Below are 16,893 nucleotides of genomic sequence, written 5' to 3' on the forward strand. Positions count from 1 at the left end.
TTTTTAGTATAATTTTTTCATTTAATAGGATGATTATGGCAGATTTAAATAAAAACTTAAAACCTGAAAATAACCAGAAAAATATCTTTAAAATGTCGCTTAGTTTCATGAAAATGAAAAAGCCATCTTTAAAGTTAGCTGAACTACCTTTAGACCCGATGAATTGCACTGATGTGGAAAAACAAATAGCGCTTTTAAATTACAAAATGGGTCAGTATTTAGCTAATAATAAAGAAGCTAAATTAACAAGCAAGATGTTTTTCAAACGCTATTCGTGAAGAATTTGTTTGGTCGTTTTTGCAGCGTTTTTATTTAACTTTTCAATTCAAATTTTTCTCTCTCGTGCTGATACGGTTCCTTCGGGATGAACAGGGTTTCCAACTTTGCTACAAAACTTACTTCCAGTAATTCGTCCTTATTTTGCACTAATTTATTTTGGAGCTAATTTACCTTTATTTATTATTTTTTGAAGAAAGATAAAAAAGAGTTTTCTCTATTTAACTTTATTGTTTATGGTCTCACAAATTTTGGCCAACTTAATTTTCACTCAAGATGTTATTTTTACACATATCACTGCTTTTTTTGACTTAGTTGGTGATAAATTACTTACTAAAGACGAAAATGGAAATCCTGTTCATATTGAAGTTGCTTTAAAATTACTTAAAAAGCAATGATATGAACAAAACAAAACTTGACCCATTTTACTTTATTGTTCAATTGGAGCATTTTTTGTAGGAGTGGCACTTGCTTTATCTTGAAAAGCAGGGGGTTCAACTGGTGGAACAGATATTATTGCGTATTATTATGTAACCAAATCTAAGAAATCAATTAGTACTATGCTGTCAATTTTTGGTTTTACTACAGCTATGATTTTCTTAGTTATTTGAGGTGTTGTAGAGCATAGCGATAAATATAAAGATGAGTTACTTATTCGCGATCCAGGAACCTTCATTGGAGCCAGAGAACTTTCAACTTTCTTATACATTTTAATTAGTAATTTAGTAGTTGGAATTTTATATCCAAAATACAAAAAAATGAAAATGACTATTATTTCAAGTGATATTAATAAAGTAATAGCTTATTTAAAACTAATCGAATATTGACACAGTTACAAGATTGTTAGTTTTACTTCAGGATACAATGGAGAAACTAAATATAAAGTTGAAACAGTATTATTGCTTCTTGAATCAAAGAACTTAATCAATGATTTAAAATTAATTGACCCAAACATTTGAATTTCAATGATTCCGGTACATCAAGTCATTGGTAAATTCAACACCCAATTTGTCGAACAATAGCAATCCAACTTGGATTGTTTTTTGTTGCATTTAAATTAATTATTTTTTTAATATCTATTAAAAAACTTATTACTAATATGAGGAGGTTAAATGAAAATAAACGAGCTACCACAAGTTTCAGAAGAAGATTTAAACCACATAAATCCAGGTTTTTCATTGGTGGCTTTAGCTACGGCGTTACCACTTATTGTTGAAGCAATTGCCCCAATTATCGGATTAATAAAATCAAGTTTGGCCATTAGTGGAGAAATTAAAGACAAAAATAATAGCTTTAAGTGAGACAACTCTAAAAAAGTAGAAAAAACATCCACAAACACTTTAAATAAATACATCAGTTTTTAAAACTGATTTTTTTAAAGTGATGTATAATAACAAATGTTACTCTAAGTAACCGTACCAAAAAGGTTTTATAAGCATCTTTATGCACCTTCAGGACGAGCCAACTTCGGAGGTATTGCAATGGTAGCAATTATCGAAACAGGTGGTAAACAATTATTAGTTGAGGAAGGTCAAACAATCTTCGTTGAAAAACTTGAAGGCGAAGAAGGTTCACAAGTAACTTTTGATAAAGTTTTACTTGTTGATTCAAAAATTGGTCAACCTTACGTTCAAAATGCAGTCGTAACTGGTGTAATCGAAAAACAAGGTAAAGCGAAAAAAATCGTTGTATATCGTCACAATGCAAAATCTACTCACAAAAGAAAACTTGGACACCGTCAACCATACACAAGAATTAAAATTACATCTATTCAAGGATAAGGTTAGGTTTTAGAAAATGGCAAAAACAAAAGCCGGTGGTTCTACTAAGAACGGTCGTGATAGTCATAGTAAGAGACTAGGTGCTAAGTTAGGTGATGGACAATACGCAACAGCAGGTTCAATTATTTACCGTCAAAGAGGAACAAAAATCTTCCCAGGTGTAAATGTTGGACGTGGTGGAGACGATACATTATTTACCAAAATTGATGGTTACGTTAAATACGAAAGCAGAAGAAACAGAAAATTTGTTTCAGTTTACCCAGAAAAACAAAAATAAAATGTCTCAGGACATTTTATTTTTTTATACATATTGACATTCTCCAATAAAAGTAATTAATTGTACTCCTTGTTTGATTAATTCGTTATTAAAGGAATTGTCATTATCACTAGGGAAGGAATATGCTTGTTTATTTAAAGACGCAAAGGCTTCAATTAAAGCGTTGATTTTAGTTTCTAAAGTAGTTGAAAAGATAATAATTTTCTCACTTAAAACAGCTGATAAATAATTACTTTCTTTAAAATGTTTTTTTCGAGTATGTTCAAATAATGGATACAAGCTAATGTGTAATACATTAGGTGCAATTAAATTGGCCGGAATCTTATCTAACCCTTGTTTGTGGATTAAAATAATTGAAGCTTGTTTTTCAATTAAGTATTGCAGTAGTTTATGCTCGCTTTTATATCCGTTAATAACAATGGTGTTTTGAGTTGTTAATTTATTAATATTATCTTTTGTAAACTCGTTTAAGTTATCTTCAGCTACTAAATATAAGCGGTGCGGATTATCCAGTATTTTTATGTTCCCAATACTTCAAAAGCCTAAAAAAGCAAACTCTTGGTAATTTAGTGCAATTGGAAATATGTTGCTATAGCAGTTGGTAAAGTTAACATTGTATTTTTGGTATAAAAGTTTAACTTGTTTAATTTCATTTTCAATTTTTTCATCAAAATGATTAATGTTTTGAAAAATTAAGCTTACATTATTTTTGTATTTATGTGCTAAATATTGTAATAATCAATTCATTTTTTTCTCCCTATTAAAAAAATAAAAATTCTAATAAAAAAGTCAAAAAAAGAAAATAAATTATTTTTTCATTTTAAGCTATATAACAAAAAATGCTTATTATTCCTTTTTTATAAGCAAAAGAATGCATTTTTGATTATTTTGAATTTTCTGGAAAAATTCCACACAATAGAATTCAAAACAGATGGGGTGACTTTAGTTAAATTATAATTTAATATAATTTGCATGCTTATTTATTTCAATATAGGAGAGATTATGAAAATTGCATTTTTTGATGCGAAAGACTACGATATTAAATATTTTGATCAATTTAATGATGGTAGACATGAAATTGTATATTTTAAAGAAAACCTTAGCTTAGATACTGTCAAAAAAGCTAAAGGATTCGACGCAGTTTGTGGATTTGTTAACACTTACGGTGACAAAGTTATTTTAGAAGTATTACACAAATTAGGTGTTAAATACTGACTTCAAAGATCAATGGGGTATAACAAAATTGATATTGCCAAAGCCAATGAATTAGGAATTGAAGTGTTTAGAATTTTCAATTACTCAGCTGAAAGTGTTGGAGAAATGGCGATGGCTGGTTTAATGGCTTTAAATAGAAATTTACTTAGAGCTAACAAAAGAGTTACTGATTATAATTTTTCACTTAATGGACTTGATGGAATTTGTGTTAACAACTCAACCATTGGAGTTATTGGTAGTGGAAAAATAGGACAAACTTTCATTAAAATTGCTAAAGGAATGGGTGCAAGAGTTATTGTATTTGATGCCTTTGCTCAAGATAACTTTCCTGATTTAGCCGATAAAATGGGATTTGAGTTTGTTTCACTTAGTGAATTATTCAAAGAAAGTGACTTTATTTCATTGCATGCACCACTTTTACCTTCAACAAGATATATCATTGACAAAGAAGCAGTTAAAATTATGAAACAAGGAGTAATTATTGTTAATACTTCACGTGGAGAATTAATGGATATTACTGCTGTTCTTGAAGGACTTAAATCTGGAAAAATTCGTGGACTTGCAACTGATGTGCTTGAAAGAGAAGAAGGAAGATTTTACGAAGATATTTCAGAACTTAAAGATCAATTCCAAAAACTTGATCCACAATGAAAAGAATTAATTGAAATGGATAATGTGTTAATTACATCACACCAAGCATTTTTAACCGATTTAGCATTAACTCAAATTGCTAAAACTACTTTAGATAATGCTGACGCAGCTCAAAAAGGAGACTTTACCAACGCTTTAAAACTTATGGAAGATGGTAGAGTGAAGAACGGATAATATGAAAAGCTCAATTATAAAGAACTTATTTTCATTTTTTAAATTATCAGCTTCCCAGCGTGGTGAAGCGCTTAAACCAATTGATTTAAGAACCTGAATTATTCATGGTATTAGTGAATTTATTGGAACTATTTTTATTTCAATGGGTCTAGCAGGACTTAGTATTTATGTTGGACATCACACTGTTGAACATTGAGGTTTATTATCAGATGGATTAGTTGGATTTTTTGCAGGATTTGTAGTTGTAGGACTTTGTTTATTTATTTTCTTACGTTGAAGTTGCGATCTAAATCCAATTGTAACTATTACTAGATACTTAAAGGGATTGCATAATGGATGATATGCTTCATACAAAATATTCATTCAAGTGTTAGGTTCATTTGCAGCTGGGGGAATTATTTTATTAATTGGACACTTTACTTCAAGTAATGATTTGCCAAATGCACCAATTAATGCATTAGCTTCTGCTAAAAAAACATTCTTGACTGAAGTTTCAACCATTGAACCTTCAATGGGTCTTGGAGTAGTTGTTATCTTCTTTACCGAAGTATTTATTTCAGCCATTTTATTATTTTCAATTTTCTCACCTACAATTCATTCTAAATATCGTGATTTTATGATTTTATTTATCATTTCAATGTCAGTTTGACTTGGTATTTTTGGAGGAAGTGCAGCTATTAATCCAGCTAGAGGGCTAGCACAGCAACTTCCAACATTATTCTTGGCTGCTGCTCAAAATGAAAACGCATTAAAAATCATTAATGAAGTTTCTGTTGCAACTATTACAATGATTTTAGGAGATTTATTTTCAACCGTATTTTATGTATTTATGCAAGGATTTAATGAACATTACTTCAATCCAATGCTTCACAAAATCATTTTATACAAAAACAATCATGCTAAATCAATGATTTCAAGCAATGATTTCAAGAAACTTTACAACAAAGAAGAGGATCAAAAAGATAAATAATCCTTAATTAATTTGAAGGTATTAAATACCTTCTTTTTTATACCTTTGCTATAATTAAAAAACAAGGAAAGATATGATACAAAAAATAACATTTTTACATGAAGAAGCTAATAAGATTTTAACCAATAATTACTCAAGTAAAGTATCAGCTATTGTTGCAATTGTGTTAATTTCACTTATTTTAATTTCATTAATTAGTTTATGAGTTTGGTTTAAATTCAAAAACACAAAAACTAAAACCAAAGGGTTCAAATTCGAACATAAAGTAAGCGAGTTAATTGAAGATTACGCTAAATCAACTTCATTTACTTATGTACACGGAGGAATTTATTCATATGATTCTAAAATGTATGAAATTGATGGTTTGCTAGTAAGTGATAGTTTAATTGTTGTGCTAGAATATAAGGCCTTTTCAGGATATATGTCAGGGGACGGAGCAAGTGAATACATATTTTTAAGTTCTAAAAAAGGAAAAAAAGTTCGTTTTAAAAACCCGATTTTACAAAACGAAAAACACATTAAACACTTGTGAAATACCATTGGTAAGAAAGTGCCGATTGCTTCTTTTATTATTTTTCCAGATGATTTAAAATTTAATATTTCTAATTTGGATTCGCATGTTCTACTAAGTAATTTAAATGATATTAAAACTAATTTAAGTACCTTGGAAACATCAGCTAAAAGTTTGGTTCCTCAAATTAATAAACAAGATTTTTTAACTACTTTAAAAGCAATGAAAATCAGATCAAAAAAGGAACAACAAAAATTTAACCAAATCATACAAAAGGACAAACATGAATAAAACTAACGCTATTGAAATTGTTGCTCAAGAGTTAAATATTAAAACCGACCAAGTGCAAGTGGTTTTAGATATGTTAGCTAACGGAGACACTGTTCCGTTCATTTCACGTTATCGAAAAGATGCCACTGGCGGACTTGCTGATGAGCAAATTTACAAAATTGAAGATCTTTATAAATACCAAAATGAATTACTTAAACGTAAAGAAGTAATTTTAAAAACATTACAAGAAAAAAATCTTTTAAGTGAAGAGCTACAAAACAATATCTTACAAGCTCAAACCAAAAGTGAGCTTGAAGCGTTGTATCAACCATACAAAGAAGGTAAAATCACCAAAGCAACTGAAGCCATTGCTTTGGGTCTTGAACCATTAGCTAAAAGCATTTTTAACAACAAAGATCCACATTTTCAGCCAGAAGTAGAAGCTAAAAAGTATTTAAATGAAAAAGTTACTTCAGTGGAAATGGCTCTTGAATATGCTTATTACATTATTGCTCAAATGTTGGCTCAAGATTTAGATTTACGTAAAAAAACCAAAGATCGAATTTTACAATATGGATTTATTGTCACTGCTAAAAATCCTAAAGCAGTTGATGAAAATGAAACTTTTAAAATTTATTATGAATATCGTTCATTAATCAAATACATCAAAAACCACAACATTATGGCTATTAATCGTGGAGTTGATTCTAAAATTTTAAAGATGTCTTTTGAATATCAAAAACAATATATTGTAGATGATTATTTATGAAAATACGATCGTAAGAAAATTAACCGTACTTCAATGCAAATTTCGGTTGAAGATGCTCTTAAGAGATTGATTTTACCAAGTTTGGAAAGAGAAATTTTCAGTGATTTATTTGCTAAAGCTGAAAGCAGTGCGATTGTTTTATTTTCAAATTTAGTTGAGAAAATGCTAAATGGTCCTGCTGTCCAAGGGCACAATATAATTGCAATCGATCCAGCTTTTGCAAATGGATGTAAGTTAGCACCACTTGATCAAAATGGAGTTGTTTTGGATGAAGTTGTTAAAATTTTCCCTCCTTTTGCTGCTAAATTTACTTCTGCGAAAAATGTGGAATTAGCTGAAAAAATCACTCTTGACTTAATTAAAAAACACAACATTAGCATTATTGTAATTGGGAACGGGACAGCATCTAGAGAAACTGAAAAATTCATCAGTGACTTAATTAAAAAACACAATTTAAAAGTCGAATATGCAGTTGTCTCTGAAGTAGGAGCTAGTGTGTATTCAGCTAGCGAAAGTGCTAGAGAAGAATTTCCAAATTTAGATGAACAGCAAAGAAGCGCAATCAATATAGGGAGAAAATATCTTGATCCACTTAATGAATTAATTAAAATCGATCCTAAGTCTTTAGGTGTGGGTCAATATCAACACGATGTAAATCAAAAAGAATTGCAAAATTATTTAGATTTTAAAGTTCAAAAAGTTGTATCTTCAATTGGAGTTGATTTAAATACCGCAACAAAAGAAATCCTCACTTATGTACCTGGTTTATCAAAAAAACATGCTCAAAACATTATTGATCACAAAAAAGAAAATGGTGTATTTACCAGTAGAAATGCTCTTAAAAAAGTTAAAGGAATTGGCGAGAAAACTTTTGAACAAGCCATTGGATTCTTGCGAATTTTCAACTCAAAAGAATTTTTAGATAAAACATTTATTCACCCAGAATCATATAAATTAACCAAATCAATTATTAAAGACTACAATTTAGTTCCAACTGAAGAAGGAATTGATGTATCACATTTAAGTGCGCAACAATTAGCAAGTAAATACAACAGCAATGTGTATGATATTGAACTAATTTTAAACGCTCTTTCTTCCCCAAGCAAAATTATTCGTAATTACAAAGGCGGATTTATTTTAAAAGACTCTATTATGTATGATGAGGATTTACGTCCTCAAATGCAAGTTCAAGGAACAGTTTCAAACGTAACTGATTTTGGAATTTTTCTTTATATTGGAGTTAAAAATAGTTTATTTATTCACTCTTCAAAACTTAATTTAAATAAAGAACAAACACCAGCAGATGTGTATTATCCAGGAATGGTACTTGATTGTTTAATTGAGACTGTAGACTTAGAAAAGAAAAAAATCTCTGGTGTTTTATCACAGTAACTCCTTCAGTGGAGTTTTTTTGTTGTTTTTAAGACACTAAAATGAACGTTATAACTTAATATTAAGTTATAATTAAAATTAACTATGAAATCTGCAAAAAACTTATTTGACTTTAAAACAACTGAAATGCGTATTGCCGAAAGAGCGCTAAAAGATATTAACAAACTTGAATCTTTTGTGGCTCAAATGAGCGATGAAGAACTCAAATCGCAAACTACTAACTTTAAAGAATTACTTTCTCAAGGGTATACTTTAGAGCAAATTCGTAATGATGTTTTTGCTGTTGCTCGTGAAGCGACCAAAAGAGTTTTAGGGAAAAGACCTTATGACGTACAAATTTTAGGTGGTTTACTTTTAGATTTAGGTTCTGTGGCTGAAATGAAAACTGGAGAAGGTAAAACCATCACTTCAATAGCTCCGGTTTACTTAAATGCGCTTTTAGGTAAAGGAGCCATTGTTTCAACAGTTAACGAATACTTAAGTGAACGTGATGCTGTCGAAATGGGTGAAGTATTTAACTTTTTAGGATTAACTGTAGGAATTAACAAAGCCCAAATGAATCCAAACGAAAAACGAAAAGCTTATGCAGCTGACATCACATATTCAGTGCACTCAGAACTTGGATTTGATTATCTAAGAGATAACATGGTTGAAAACATGAGTGAAAAAGTGCAAAGAGGATTGCAATTTTGTTTAGTTGATGAGGTTGATTCGATTTTAATTGATGAAGCTAAAACTCCGCTTATTATTTCTGGTGGTGAGAAACAAGATGCAACCACATATTTTGCAGCTGACCAATTTGTGAGAACTTTAACTAAAGATGATTATTTAATCGATGAAGAATCTAAAGCTATTACTTTAACTCACTCAGGAATTGCTAGGGCAAACAAATTTTTCAAAGTTGATAATATCTATCACATTGAAAACTCTGAAACTGTGCATTTAATCCAAAATGCTCTTAGAGCTCATAAAATTATGCGTAATGATGTTGAATACATTGTTCGTGATGGAAAAATTGAACTTGTGGATAGTTTTACCGGACGGATCATGGATGGACGTAGTTATTCAGAAGGACTTCAACAAGCCATTCAAGCTAAAGAAATGGTAGAAGTTGAACCTGAAACCCAAACTTTAGCAACCATTACTTACCAAAACTTCTTCCGTATGTTTGTTAAGCTATGTGGAATGACAGGAACTGGAAAAACCGAAGAGCAAGAATTTATCGATATTTACAACATGCGGGTGAATGTAGTTCCAACTAACAAACCAATTCAACGGGTAGATGAACCGGACGCTATTTTTGCTAGTTCGCTTGATAAATGAAATGCTGTTACTGAAAAAGTTAAACAACTTTACGAAAAAGGACAACCAGTATTAATTGGAACAGCTCAAATCGAAGATTCTGAAGAATTGCATAAACATTTACTTCAAGCAGGAGTTCCTCATACAGTTTTAAATGCTAAACAAAATGCTTCAGAAGCTGAAATTATTTCTAAAGCAGGGCAAGTTAAATCAGTCACAATTGCCACAAATATGGCAGGTAGAGGAACTGATATCAAACCATCAAAAGAGGCTTTAGAATTAGGTGGTTTATACGTTATTGGAACTGATAAAGCAGAATCTAGAAGAATTGACAATCAGCTTAGAGGTCGTTCAGGTCGTCAAGGAGATGTGGGAACCAGTAAATTTTATGTTTCAATTGATGATCCACTTATGCAAAGATTTGCTAACTATGAAAGTTTCAAAGAAGCGTATGCTGATTCTCATGGGAAAGAAGTTACAAATAAAAACTTGCGTTTTGCTTTCAATCATGCTCAAAAGAAAATCGAAGGATTTAACTACGATTCACGTAAATCAGTTCTTAATTATGATGACGTTATTCGTCAACAAAGAGATTTAATTTACTCTCAAAGAGATCTGATTTTAGATGCAGACGATCCTGAATTTATCATCGAAAGAATGATTAAGCATACTACTAATTCAATTGTTAATTTTCCAGCGTACAAAAGCAAACATTCTTATAATTACGCTGAACTTGTAAAGTTCTTAAATGAAAATATTGGTAACTTAATTGCTTTTAATTTTTCATTAAAAGAAATCAGTAGAATTTATGAAAAAGATCTTCCTGAATATATCTCAAACGTTATTATTCAAGCATTTAGCAAATGAAGAGAAAACGCTTTAAAAAGTGCTCCAGCAGAAGAAGTAAATTACATTGAAAAACAAATTATTTTATCTACATTAGATGAAAAGTGAAAACGTCATATTAATCGTATGGAAAAGTTGCGTTCAAATGTTAACTTAGTTCAATATTCACAAAAAAATCCATATCAAATTTATACCGAAGAAGGAACTAAAATGTTTGAAGCAATGATTGAAAATATTGCTTTTGATGTGATGCTAAGAATTTTCTCAAACCGTTTAGGAGCTCGTTCATTAATTACTCGTGAAATGGAAAACGATCCAATCTTCCAAGAAATTATGCAAAGTTTTAACAATGATTTAACTAAATCTCCAGCTGAAAGAGAACAAGAAATCATTAACGTTTACAATAGTGTAAAAGCTCGAATGGAAGAAATAGCAATGAGTTTGAATATGTACAACGTTACAAATGATAAAGAAGATGAAGAAGTTCCAGTTGAACAACCTCCAATAAGTGAACAAAGCAATTCTCAAAGTATTCAAAGTGTTGAACCACAAAATTCAGCTCAAGAAGAAAAAGAGACTTCAACAACTTCTGATGAAGAAATGCTTGAATTACTAAAAAGAGATTTTGAAACACTCAAAGAAGAATTTGAAGAAACTACCTTGGATCCTAAAGTCCATAATCTTATTTTTAATGAACAAGAAAAATTGCAAGATGATTCAAATGTTGAAACTCAAAATGACATTACTCTTTTAAAAGAAACAGTTCAAAAAATTGAGAATGATGCTGCAGAGCAACCAAAACGTAAAAGAGGAAGACCTCCAAAAAATAAAGATATTCAACAATCAGAAATATTAGAAAGTAAATCAACTAAATCAAAACCAAAAGCAAGCAAAAACAAATCAACAGCAGAAACTAAGACAAATAAAAAAACTCAAGCATCAACAAAGAGAACAACTTCAAAGGATAAAGCCGTTGATAAATAATACTTATTTGTGCTAATTAGTGTTATAATTTAGAAGAGCCGACATCGAGATTCGAATGAATTTTGTGTCAAATAAGTCTGTTTTACAGACTTTTTCTTTACATTTTTAGCACTTTTTTAATATAATAAAAAGTAATTGTATTTTAAGGGGTAAACATGTTAGAAGTTCAAAATTTAAGCAAAATTTTTAGTGATAAAAAACTCTTCGAAGGAGTTAATTTAAAATTTACTGAAGGTAATACATACGGAATTATTGGAGCAAATGGAGCTGGGAAATCAACTTTTTTAAAAATTCTTTCTGGACAAGTTGAACAAACTAGTGGAAATGTAATTATTGAAAAAAACAAGCGGATTTCAGTTCTTTCTCAAGATCATAATGCTTATGATGATTTTGTAGTTACTGAAGTAGTAATCATGGGTAATACTGATTTATATGCCATTAAGGAACAAAAAGATGCCATTTACGCCAATCCAGAAGCAACAATGGAAGATTATGAAAAAGCTGCCGAATTAGAAGAAAAATTCGGAGAACTTGGTGGATGAACCGCTGAAAACGATGCTCAAGAGTTACTTTCAAATTTAAGCATTCCTAAAGATAAATGAAATTCTTTAATGAAGGATTTAACAGCCAATCAAAAAATTAAAGTACTTCTTGCTAAAGCTTTATTTGGAAATCCAGATATTTTAATTATGGATGAGCCAACTAACCATTTAGATCTAAGAAGTATCAAATGACTTGAAAACTTTTTAATTGACTATCCAAACGTTGTTATTGTTGTTTCTCACGATAGCGATTTTCTTGATTCAATTTGTACTCACATTGTTGATATTGATTACAATGAAGCTAAAATTTACACTGGTAATTATTCATTTTGAAAACAATCATCTGAATTAGCTAGAGAAATGATGAAACAATCAAACATGAAAAAAGAAGCACAAATTGAAAAACTTAAAGAATTTATTGCTCGTTTTAGTGCTAACGCTTCTAAATCTCGTCAAGCAACTTCAAGAAAAAAATCACTTGAGAAAATTCAACTTGATGAAATTAAACCTTCTAATCGTAAATATCCTTATGTTCGCTGAGACATGAATCGTGATCATGGTAAACAAATTTTAACTGTTGAAAACCTTACTTACAAAAATGAAAACGGGGAAGTACTTTTTGAAAACCTTTCATTTACATTAACACCTGGTGAAAAAATGGTTGTTATTGGAGAAGATGACATTGCTAAAACCAAATTACTAGCTATTTTAGCTGGAGAATTGCAACCAACAAGCGGAACTGTTGAATGAGGACAAACTATTAAAACCAGTTATTTCCCAAATGATAATGCTAAATACTTTAACTCAGATATGACTATTTTAGAGTGAATTTCTAAATGACCACTTGAAAATACTTTAGAGGAAAACAAAGATGTATCCGATTCAAGAATGCGTGGATTCTTAGGAAGAATGCTTTTCTCAAATGATTCAGTATTTAAAAAAGTTAATGTTACAAGTGGAGGAGAAAAAGCTCGTTTAATGTTTTCAAGAATGATGCTTTTAGAAAGTAACTTTATTATTTTGGATCAACCACTTGATCACTTAGATGCTGAAAGTATTGACTCAGTAATTGAGGGGGTTAAATCATACCGTGGAGGGGCTATTTTCACCACATATAACCGTGCTTTCGTTAATCAATGTGCTGATGTTATTTTAGAACTTAAAAACCCTCAAGAAAGTTTCTTATTTAGAGGAACTCTTGAAGAATACGAAGAAGCAATGGAGTATTAATGAATCGCTTTTTTGTTTTTGAAAAACAAAATGATTACTTTATTTTGCCTAAAGCAACCTTAGAACATTTAAAAGTAATTCGAGTTAAAAATAAAGAGTTTATCTGTGTGTTTGAAGAAAATTTTTATGTTTGTGTTTTAGAAGAAAATAAAGCTAAAATTGTGTCTAAACTAAATTTAAATCATGAATTTAATTTTGAAGTAACTTTGGCTATGTCTATTATTAAGTTGGATCGATTTGAATGAATGCTCCAAAAAGCTACTGAACTTGGAGTTACAAAAATTATTCCAATTGCTAGTCAATATTGTGATGGAGATTTGGTTAAATACAAATTTAATAAAAAAAGAGAGCGTTTTGAAACAATCTTACAAAATGCAGCTGAACAATCTTTCCGTAACAAAATTCCTGTTTTGCTACCAATTACTGATTTTGAACAAGCAGTTAAAATACCAAGTAAATACAAATTTATTGCTCATGAAAAAGTAAGCGTTCAAGATTCTAAAAGAGTGTCAATTGATGATGAATGCTTGCTATTTGTAGGGCCTGAAGGTGGATTTTCAGACGCTGAAATTTCTTTAGCCGAACAACATGATATCAAAGCAATTTCACTAGGAAAAAGAATTTTACGTGCAGAAACTGCCGCTCTTTATTTACTTTCTCAAATTGAACAAAAATAATCACCTATTTTGGTGATTATTTTTGTTCAGGAGTTAAGATTTTAACTTTAACAGATTTAGTTTGTGGTTTTTTCTCTACTGAATGAAGAAGTAACATTTTTTCAATTTCGATTCCAATTGAAGGGTAATCAATGAAAATTTTTGAACGATAACTACTGATACGGTCATAAACAGATTGATAACCAATATCGGTTAATCTCAAGTTGTTAGTTACTTGCACACTTAATGCAATATATGATTCATGTGAAGAACACACAATGTTTGAAATGTTTTTTTCTTTGGTTAATTTAATAAAGTCAGAGACATTTTTTGAATTGTTAAAAGCTACTTCGTATTTTTGGAATGAATATCCTTTTTCTTGGCAAGCACGCATAAATCCGGCATAACGATCTTCTTTTTGAGTTAGTGAAAGTTTAGCATCTTCTAAGAATAAAATACTACTTCTTTCATGAGAAACTGTACTAATTAAAGCTTTAGTTACATCATAAAAGGCGGCTGTTTCATCTACTTTAATTCAGCTTAAACCATTTACTTGGTGCTCATAAACTACAATTGAAACATCTTCTACAGTTTTAAGAAAATCAAACAATTTTGAATCGTATTCAGGATTAAAAATTACTAATGAGGTTGGTCTTCAAGAAAGAATATAACGAACAGTTTCAATATATTCTTCACTACTTTTACCAGTGAAAGTAATTGTCACTCTTCGATTGTTTTTTTTGCATGCTGCTACAATCCCGTTTACAATTGAAAAGTACAAGTTTTGAGTTCATTCAGGCATGATAATAAAAATTGATTGATCTCTACCTCTAATTAACCTTGCTCCATGATTTGGATAGTATTGATGCTCTCTAACAACGTCCTCAATTTTTTTACGAGTCTTTGTTGATACATAACCATTATTGTAATATCTACTTATTGTTGAAATAGATACTCCAGCTTGTTCGGAGATATCTTTATATGAAATTTGTTTACTCATATTTTAATTATATAGTATATATCTCAAATGTGAAAAATTTGCCACTTTTTTAAAACGGATTTTTAACAACAAAAAAACCTTCTTCCGAAGGTTAAATTATTACGTGAAAGGCCTTTGTATAATTGGCAAGCAGCGATTCTTTCCGAATCCCATTCTTGTTTTCACAAGCATTAGTTAAAGTATAGCATACAAAAAGGAAAAAAACAAATATTTTTTTAAGATTTCTCCTGTTATTTAATTAATTAAATAAGTTTATAATTAAATTATGAAACAAACTAATTTAATTGTCTCATCTATGTTAAAACTCACATTTTTTGCTCCGATACTTGTTTTAACTTCTTGCTCTACAAATCCAAAAAGTATCACCGTTGAAGTGGCTACACAATATGATAGTAATGATTTAAAGAATGATTCTACACATTTGATTGATTATAGTTCTTTTGTTCATGAAGCAATTGAATCAGCACAAAATCAATATCCTAGCGTATTTTTTTCTCGCAATGCCGCACAAGTATATACTGCTTCGTTTATGCAAGCTCTTATGCAATTGCAACTTTTACATAAAAATCCGCAACCTAATCCATACAATGATGTTTTATATTTAATTTATAATCAAACTAACAATTATGAAAAAACTATTAAAGGAGAAAAACAAAGATTTAATTTCAATCCTATATTAGAAAAATATGGCGATGAGGCCTTGAAAAATTATATAAATGAGTATAACATTAAAAACGGAAAAATACTGCTTTTAGATTCACCTAAATACATTGGTAATTCAAGTGAAAATTATTGATTATTTCCTAAAAGTTTAGATGAAATCCAAGGATATTTAAAACCATATTTAGATGCAGGAGTAAATTTATTTGATTTTTACATCTCAGATGTTTCATTAATTGATATGCCAAATAATGTTAGGGATTGAATGCTTGCTCATGCCAATAAATTAGTGATATTAAGTGATGGAAATGCTCAACCATACTATTTTATGAATGGTAATTACGTTCCTTGAGCAAAAAAACAAAGCAAAAGTTATTCTAAGGAAGAATTGTTAGCATCATGAAACTCACTAAAAACTTCAACTCCAAACAAAATTGATTTTAGATACTATTACACTTTAACTGATAAGGTAAGAATTTATAATTTAAGCAACAAATACATTGAGTTTTTCAACAAAGATTTACAAAAAGCTAACAGAAGCTGAGCTCAATTAAAAGTGTACAATAGTCCATTAAATTACACAACTTTACTTAAAGATTTTAAAGAATTTTCACAAGAAGAGTTTACTTTAGATTATCAACAATTAAATCACTTGTATAAAAAAACATTTCAAGATTTAATAGTTCATGGTAAAGAGCACTTAGATAAAAACAAGAAAAACATTGTTTTCATTGGATCAAGTTTGTTTAAAAAAGATCAAAATGGAAACACTAAAGTAGTTACTGATCCAAGAATAAAAGCAGAAGTACACGCTTATTTTGAGAAAATTCGTCAATTGTATCCTGAAAGTGAATATAACTATTTGTATAAACTTCATCCCGTGTATAAAGATCAAGAAGCTATTGAATATGTTAAATTAATCACTAACAATCATGATCAAAACGCTATTATTTTAGATCCAAGCATTTCTTGAGAAAATATGCTTACTTTAGAGTTTCAAGCTTTAGAAAATAATGAATCAATTTTGTTTAGTAAAGATGATTTTATTGCAAACACATCCAAAACTATGCTTTTTGGCTTTCAACCTACTACCACAGTGCTGCTTTCTACATTGGTGATGCTTCAGGCTCAATTTAACATCGATTTAACTAAAGCGTTATTGTTTGTTAATCCTAACAATTTTCCTCTTGCTGGTTCCTTTAACATGATAAATAGAGCTTCCATATCTAATGATGAAGTAGGGTATAAAACAAATAAACAACAACTTTATAGTGTTTATCAATACTTTATTCAAACACAAGCTTTCCCAAAGGTGGAGGAGTTTCCACTTATGAAGGATTTTTTAACTTCTAAATAAGTCAAACAACATGCTCTCTTAATAAGAGAG

At 29.8% G+C, this 16,893-nt stretch carries 14 protein-coding genes; 12 read left to right on the forward strand and 2 right to left on the reverse strand.

The window, feature by feature from the left end; all coding sequences use genetic code 4:
• Positions 1-35: 35 nt before the first annotated feature.
• The 4 genes from EXC45_RS03530 (at position 36) to rpmA (ending at position 2,334) form a co-directional block, all read left to right on the forward strand.
• Positions 36-1,298, forward strand: a complete 1,263-nt coding sequence (locus EXC45_RS03530; RefSeq protein ID WP_051616993.1) for a YitT family protein — start codon at positions 36-38, stop codon at positions 1,296-1,298.
• 90 nt (positions 1,299-1,388) lie between these two features.
• A complete protein-coding gene (locus EXC45_RS03535) occupies positions 1,389-1,640 on the forward strand; it encodes a hypothetical protein (protein ID WP_036435283.1) in 252 nt (83 codons plus the stop codon).
• 117 nt (positions 1,641-1,757) lie between these two features.
• Complete coding sequence (gene rplU / locus EXC45_RS03540; RefSeq protein ID WP_036435286.1) at positions 1,758-2,057, forward strand: 50S ribosomal protein L21; 300 nt, start codon at positions 1,758-1,760, stop codon at positions 2,055-2,057.
• A gap of 16 nt (positions 2,058-2,073) precedes the next feature.
• Positions 2,074-2,334: a 50S ribosomal protein L27 gene (gene rpmA, locus EXC45_RS03545; RefSeq protein WP_036435289.1), complete on the forward strand. Its 261-nt coding sequence runs from the start codon at positions 2,074-2,076 to the stop codon at positions 2,332-2,334.
• 24 nt (positions 2,335-2,358) lie between these two features.
• Here rpmA and EXC45_RS03550 read toward each other — a convergent pair whose 3' ends face one another.
• Entirely contained in the window at positions 2,359-3,081 is a 723-nt protein-coding gene (locus EXC45_RS03550; protein WP_036435292.1) for a hypothetical protein, read from the reverse strand.
• 255 nt (positions 3,082-3,336) lie between these two features.
• Between EXC45_RS03550 and EXC45_RS03555 the strand changes: the two genes are divergently transcribed.
• The 7 genes from EXC45_RS03555 to EXC45_RS03585 all read left to right on the forward strand — a co-directional run bounded on the left by EXC45_RS03555 (position 3,337) and on the right by EXC45_RS03585 (position 13,867).
• Positions 3,337-4,374 (forward strand): 2-hydroxyacid dehydrogenase, encoded by a 1,038-nt coding sequence (locus EXC45_RS03555; RefSeq protein WP_036435295.1) that lies wholly within the window; start codon positions 3,337-3,339, stop codon positions 4,372-4,374.
• 1 nt (position 4,375) lies between these two features.
• Positions 4,376-5,344 (forward strand): aquaporin, encoded by a 969-nt coding sequence (locus tag EXC45_RS03560; RefSeq protein ID WP_051616994.1) that lies wholly within the window; start codon positions 4,376-4,378, stop codon positions 5,342-5,344.
• Positions 5,345-5,417: 73 nt separating this feature from the next.
• Positions 5,418-6,146, forward strand: a complete 729-nt coding sequence (locus tag EXC45_RS03565) for a nuclease-related domain-containing protein (protein ID WP_036435297.1) — start codon at positions 5,418-5,420, stop codon at positions 6,144-6,146.
• Entirely contained in the window at positions 6,139-8,286 is a 2,148-nt protein-coding gene (locus tag EXC45_RS03570; protein ID WP_036435300.1) for a Tex-like N-terminal domain-containing protein, read from the forward strand. The genes EXC45_RS03565 and EXC45_RS03570 overlap by 8 nt, the downstream gene beginning before the upstream one ends.
• An 84-nt stretch (positions 8,287-8,370) precedes the next feature.
• The gene (secA, locus tag EXC45_RS03575) at positions 8,371-11,418 is read left to right on the forward strand and encodes a preprotein translocase subunit SecA (protein ID WP_084272244.1); all 3,048 of its coding nucleotides are present in this window, start codon (positions 8,371-8,373) and stop codon (positions 11,416-11,418) included.
• A gap of 155 nt (positions 11,419-11,573) precedes the next feature.
• Positions 11,574-13,190, forward strand: coding sequence for an ABC-F family ATP-binding cassette domain-containing protein (locus EXC45_RS03580; protein WP_036435303.1), 1,617 nt, complete (start codon positions 11,574-11,576; stop codon positions 13,188-13,190).
• Complete coding sequence (locus tag EXC45_RS03585) at positions 13,190-13,867, forward strand: 16S rRNA (uracil(1498)-N(3))-methyltransferase (RefSeq protein WP_036435306.1); 678 nt, start codon at positions 13,190-13,192, stop codon at positions 13,865-13,867. Before EXC45_RS03580 ends, EXC45_RS03585 begins: the two co-directional genes overlap by 1 nt.
• A gap of 16 nt (positions 13,868-13,883) precedes the next feature.
• Here the strand turns inward: EXC45_RS03585 and EXC45_RS03590 are convergent, their stop codons facing one another.
• Positions 13,884-14,846 (reverse strand): LacI family DNA-binding transcriptional regulator, encoded by a 963-nt coding sequence (locus tag EXC45_RS03590; RefSeq protein WP_036435309.1) that lies wholly within the window; start codon positions 14,844-14,846, stop codon positions 13,884-13,886.
• A 265-nt stretch (positions 14,847-15,111) separates the two neighbouring features.
• Between EXC45_RS03590 and EXC45_RS03595 the strand changes: the two genes are divergently transcribed.
• On the forward strand, positions 15,112-16,863 hold the full coding sequence (locus EXC45_RS03595) for a hypothetical protein (protein WP_129693800.1): 1,752 nt from the start codon (positions 15,112-15,114) through the stop codon (positions 16,861-16,863).
• The last annotated feature ends 30 nt before the right edge of the window (positions 16,864-16,893 follow it).

This window comes from Mycoplasmopsis columboralis, assembly GCF_900660675.1.
GTDB lineage: Bacteria > Bacillota_I > Bacilli_A > Mycoplasmatales > Metamycoplasmataceae > Mycoplasmopsis > Mycoplasmopsis columboralis.